This window comes from Citrobacter sp. wls708 (genome assembly GCF_005281255.1).
Classification (GTDB): Bacteria; Pseudomonadota; Gammaproteobacteria; order Enterobacterales; family Enterobacteriaceae; genus Citrobacter; species Citrobacter werkmanii.
On sequence record NZ_SZXE01000008.1, the window covers coordinates 333,993 to 340,033 of the forward strand.

A 6,041-nucleotide genomic window follows, 5' to 3' on the forward strand; every position below is an offset into this window, starting at 1 on the left:
TGATAATGAGCTACTATAAAATAATACTGGTGACGATTGCTTTGATTTTCTTGTCACCGCTGTTAATACCCTGGCCAGATAAATTAGAATATCGGGAAAGCGATCTTTTTGACTACTATTTCTATACTGACGTTGATATCAAGCAGGCTCCAAGGATATCAAACAATTATCGCTTTGAATATATTTCTCCTGATGGAAGTACACGGGAAACAAATCTTGTTATTTTTCACGGTGGTGATGTGGGAATTATTCGTAATTATCTAACAGGTCTTGGCTTTCATCTTTATGATTATAGTGATAATGGAAGAGAAGAACTTTGGATATCAAATGATAATCATCGATTTACTTTTTCTATTGTCACTAACAAGAGAAAAGATTTGGTCAGTTTAATAAAAACAATGCGGTGAGGGTAAGTTTTTGTTCTGGAAGCGGCTCTTTATAAATTTATAGGTGTTAAATATATGGGAATGGATGAATCACTTGGCGGTGGAATGTCATTTATATCTGAAAATACGCTGAATCGTTATCAATTGTATATCCCTTCATGCAAGTCTGTACTGGATGTTATTAACTTTAATGGTACAGAGGAAATGAGTTCGCTGTATCGATACGTAGTACATTTTTCCAGCCAGGATAATGATATTGCGGTCGAATCAATACTCAGAAAATCAACGACATTGACTATGGGAATGGGGGAGTTAAGTGAGTTAACTGCCCGCAAAATCGTACATGGTATTGTGACATCTTTCCATCGTATCAGTGGTTCAAAAGACCAGGCTATCTATCAGATAATCATTGAACCGTTTATCGCGTTGCTGAAAAACCAATTTCGCACACACCGTTTCTTTATTAATATGTCAGTTCCTGAAGTGGTTACTCAAGTTTTACAGGAGCATAGTTTAAAAGACTGGGAATATAATTTTGATTTGGTAATGGAATATCCCAAAAGAGAGCAAATTAATCAGTATCAGGAGAGCGATCTGGTTTTTATTGAACGCCTGCTCTCTGAAGTTGGAATATTCTTCTTCTTCCGGCTTCAGCCTGATGCTGGCACAGAGGTGATCTATTTTGCTGACAAACAAAGCGCATGGGAGTTTTGTAAAACATTACCGCTGAATAGTCCCTCCGGAATGAATGACAATGGAGTCGACTCAGTCTGGGATATTCAGTTCCAAGAGTCTACGGTGCAGGCATCGGTTACAGCCGGGGATTATAACCATCGCCAGGCTCAGAAAATATTATTTTCAGCACAAGCCGATATGACTTACGGTGAAGGTGACGGGGTGACTTACGGGGATGTTTACCACTATCGCCCACGCCATCTTGAAACGGGTGATCAGGTTTCGCCGGCGCCTGAGACAGGGAATTATTGGGCGCGACTGGAACATGAACGTTATCTCTCCTCACAAGCGACAATCACTGGATTATCAACCGATGTGAGCCTCCGCCCGGCTCAGGTCCTGAATATTACGGAATCGACACCTGTCCCAACGCTTCCTGCCAGTGTGCGTAACAGCTTGCTGGTTACGGCGGTTTCATTCAGCGCAAGCCGAAAGGAAGCGCTACAAGTGGTGTTGATGGCGACCATTTACAGTGAAACGCGCTGTTGGAGACCTCCACTCAAACCGCGGCCAGTGATTAGCGGCACGCTAATGGCACGTGTTTCAAGCCCGAAAAAGAATGATGAATATGCTCATTTAAATCAGAGCGGGCTTTATTGGGTTAAGTTTGATGCGGACCGCGATGCGAAACAGCAGGGCTACGAAAGTATGCCAGTACGCCTTGCCAAACCCTACGGTGGCGACACCTACGGTATTCACTTCCCGCTGATACAGGGCACAGAAGTGGCGGTGGCGTTCCATGAAGGTGACCCGGACCGGCCCTATATCGCCCATGTGCTACATGACTCCCGGCATCCTGACCACGTGACACAGGCAAACCATACCCGCAACGTCATCCGCACGCCTGCGAACAACAAGCTGCGCATGGAGGACAAACGGGGTGAGGAGCACGTCAAGCTCAGTACCGAGTACGGCGGGAAGACGCAGCTTAATCTGGGGCATAACGTGGATGCACAGCGTGCGCTGCGGGGAGAGGGGGCAGAGCTGCGCACCGACGACTGGGTGGCGGTACGCGGCGGTAAAGGGGTTCTGATAACGGCAGAGATGCAGGCGGAAGCCGTGGACCGGATGCTGGAGATGGAATGTGTGATACGTCAGCTTGAGCAGGCGCTGTCACTGGCAAGGAGTCTGCAGCGGTCAGCGGAGACGGCAAAGGCAACGGCGGGAGACACAGCGAGCCAGCAGACGCTCAATGATGCGCTGGAGGAACTGGCTCAGCCGGGGCTTATTCTGCATGCGCCAGCGGGTGTAGGGATGATGAGTGCGAAGGCCGTACGGGTGTCCTCGGGAACGGACAGCGTGGGAATAATGTCGGCGCACAATACGGATATTAGTACTGGCAGATCATTTACGGTGGCGGCGAGCGATACGGTAAGCCTGTATGCGCAGGGACAGGGGATGCAGCTGTATGCGGCAAAGGGAAAAGTGGATATTCAGGCCCAGGACGATGAAATGGGCATGACTGCGAAGAATGATATTACGGTAAGCAGCACAGAGGGGAAAATCACCGTGAATGCGAGCGAGGAGCTTTTGCTGAGCTGTGGTGGGGCGTATATCCGGTTGAAAGAGGGGAATATCGAACTGGGATGTCCGAATAATATCCTGCTGAAGTCAATGAATGTGCAGAAATTAGGGGCTACAAGTTTGAATACTCCAGTAGAGGATCTGCCTCGAGGTTATAAAGGTGGTTTCACAATCACTAGTGAAAAGACCGGAGAAATAATGCCTGATGTTAGTTATCGAATGACGACTGCTGAAGGTGATGTATATGAAGGGATATCAGATGAGAATGGTCAGACGATACCAGTATACACAGCAATACCCTCCTCCGTAAAAATTGAGTTTCCGGACAGTAAAACCAGTGATAAGGAATAATCCCTGTGAGTGAAACCAAAACCTCAAATTCTGGTGAGTTTGGCAGTGCAACTGCGCCAGAACAAAAGAAAAATTGGATCGAAATACAGCTTATTGATGAACAAAGAAAACCCGTAGCGAATATGCCTTATATGGCAGATAACGATCCCACGCATAGAGGTGAAAAACCAGCTTCTTATCATGGGGTAAGTGATGCGAATGGTATTATTCGTATTGAAGAAATTCCCCGTTGCACACTGATCCTAAAGATTCAAGCCCAGCCATTGGCTGATGAAATGGAACAGCGCCCGCTAAACACTGAACAAAGAATGAGCTCCGAAACTAGAAAAATGAATGGATTCGGAATTGATGAAGAGACGGGATGTATTATCTATCACGTTGTTATCGGTAATCTTTGCGACAAAGCACCCGCCATGCCCTGGTGGGATGAACAGTATAAACAACATAACAAATATGTATGGGAAAAGGAGGGGGATTCAAATGAATATCAAGATGAGCAAGAAAGACAATACCAGGAGTTACATAAGTTAGCTCAGTATCCAGAATATCATTTTCCCGACCCTGAGTTTTCTGGGCTGAAAATTGCGGCACTTCATTTTAATGCCAGAGTATTAGTGGAAATTTGTCCGTTTAGATCGTGGAACTTATTGCTGCATAATACCAAAAATTATTCAATAGTGAATGCTTATAATCAGGGATTGATGGCTAATTTGACCTATTCAAATAGCGAAGATTTCTTCAAATTCTTTAATGGCTTCATGGATCTATCATCGATTCCTAATCTTGGAAATGGTCGTCAATTGTTTTATCCCGTCGTTATTGATGTACCTTTTAGCAAGAGTTACAAAGGTGCTGTATTTCTCGATACCGCAGAATTGCTAAAAGATACCCCTCAGAGCGAGGGGGAGGTTTTTTTTACAGAAGATAATAAATGTATGGAGTTTGCCGATACGCAAATATTTTATATCTATGGTGATGATGATGTGATCGTGGGCTGGCGTGGTTCACAGGAATTTCAGGACTGGTTAAGTGATTTTACGTTCAGACCCATAGTGACCAGTACCCGGATAGATGATAGCAAAGTGCCTCAACAACTGCTGCCAGAGGGGTTTGTCCATAAAGGCTTTTGGGATGCGTTCAGTATTGCGAAATATGTTTTTGATGACGAGTTTAAGTATTTACTTTTGAGCCTGAAGAATAAATGGGGTAGTTACAAATCATTATATATCTGCGGTCACAGCTTAGGTGGTGCACTATCTCTGATTTATGCCACAGAGCTAAAAGCGTGGAATCCAATCCTTTATACCTATGGAATGCCCAGAACGTTTACCGTCAGTGCCATAAAGAATATGGCGGAGATAGTGCATTACCGGCATGTCAATGACGCCGATATGGTCACCTTTGTTCCGCCGGAAGCGAAGCTGGATAACGATTTGTATGACTATTTTGGTACTTTTTTTGGCTTTATTACGTCATTAACGCAGTGGGCTTATTCAAAGGTTGTGGCTGACAGCGAGTGTTTTTTACATCATGGCAATGTGGTAGTTTTCTTCAGAGCGGAACAGCACTATACCTGTATGGGGCCTACTTTAGATAGCGATGGAGGGGTCTACAGAAAGACACAATATGTTAAAGCACTGTATGACAGCAGCAAGTTCTATCTTGTTCCGGCATTAGACTCAGGAGCATATTCTCAGGCCGAGAAACTCCAGTCTCAATACACCAGGCTGTTTCCTCCGAACGCTAACCCGGACCAGGATTCATTTATTAACCCGATGCATCACCTGATGGGGGATAAATATATCCCATTCTTAAATAATCAGTTGCTAGAATTATGCGATCCAGGCAGAGAAATGCAGAGAAAAAGAAAGAGAGAAAGGTTTATTAACCGTATTGAACCTTACAAAGGTCCGGTAACGGTCTGTGAGAATGAAAGACAGAGGAATTTACTTTTTAGTAAAATGCAAGAAGAAATGTCAGGCACATTATTAATATCAGAATCTGTGGAGGGCGGGAAAAATGCGCTATTGCGATTTAAAACATTCGCTAATGAGGATGAAGAACTCTAAGCTTCTCTTGTCTCCTTTACTATTCTTGGTTCTTTCCGGATGTGACGGCAGTTTCTTTTCATCTGATGTCAGAAAGGTCACTATAGCAATGGATACGCCGGACCTTCTTGAGAAACCGTGGTTCTCCGTAACCTACCGTTCACATAAATGCCAGCGTACCCGGCGTGATGGTGATTTTAAAAAACACTACGAAGATGATTCCAGTGTCACTACCTATGAACCGGAGCGGGAAAAGAACAGTAATATTTATAGCGTCACGGTGCCGGTGGAAAAGGGCTGGTACTGTGACTGGAAACTGAGTAATGTTGAATTTAAACTAAAGTATAAAAAGGGGAGCGAAATTCTTGAGGGTATTGATAAAACAATTTCTAAAAGAATCACGTTTGTGTTTGATGAGCATTACCCGCGAGCAACGAATGGTCTAACAGAATTCCAGCCCAGAAAGACTCAGGTTATTGATGAGGTTTTTTATCCTTTTAAAACAGAAAATCATCTGGTTGGGAATTATATTGATTTATCTTTCACAGGACGTGTTTATTTTTATTCTTATCGATTCAATAATAATGTTGAACGCGTTCTATTTAGACCAGTCATTCATCCTGATAGGATGGTCATATTAATAGAACCCTTTACATTGAAGCATGACCAAGAGGTTAAGTTGGTTTATCCAGATGGTTATGTTGAATATGGTAACGCATTTCCCAGTTTCGACCGGCTTCAGAAAATAAGTAATGAACGTCAACAATCAGGTGACTGACACCACGCTCGGTCGGGGACGATTATTACTAATAATCCTTGATTAATTATATCGAGCCATCGGAATATATAATGTAGCTATTCCGGCTAGCCCCGGATGATGGAAACAAAATATGTTTTTTATCAGAAATCAACACAGCTATACAAAGACGGGATATGACACACTCTTGTTTATTCCCCTACTCTGTCTACTGCTGTCCGGATGTGACGGCAGTTTCTT

General features: G+C 43.8%; 4 protein-coding genes. All 4 read left to right on the forward strand.

The genetic code is table 11. The features are described 5' to 3' along the window. Positions 1-5 precede the first annotated feature (5 nt). The 4 genes from FDW97_RS04295 to FDW97_RS04310 all read left to right on the forward strand — a co-directional run bounded on the left by FDW97_RS04295 (position 6) and on the right by FDW97_RS04310 (position 5,822). Positions 6-407: a hypothetical protein gene (locus FDW97_RS04295; protein WP_137350694.1), complete on the forward strand. Its 402-nt coding sequence runs from the start codon at positions 6-8 to the stop codon at positions 405-407. Positions 408-461: 54 nt separating this feature from the next. Further along, on the forward strand, positions 462-2,996 hold the full coding sequence (locus tag FDW97_RS04300; RefSeq protein WP_137350695.1) for a type VI secretion system Vgr family protein: 2,535 nt from the start codon (positions 462-464) through the stop codon (positions 2,994-2,996). 5 nt (positions 2,997-3,001) lie between these two features. After that, a complete protein-coding gene (locus tag FDW97_RS04305; RefSeq protein ID WP_087856806.1) occupies positions 3,002-5,065 on the forward strand; it encodes a lipase family protein in 2,064 nt (687 codons plus the stop codon). A gap of 88 nt (positions 5,066-5,153) precedes the next feature. Beyond that, positions 5,154-5,822, forward strand: coding sequence for a hypothetical protein (locus FDW97_RS04310; protein WP_087856805.1), 669 nt, complete (start codon positions 5,154-5,156; stop codon positions 5,820-5,822). Positions 5,823-6,041 lie beyond the last annotated feature (219 nt).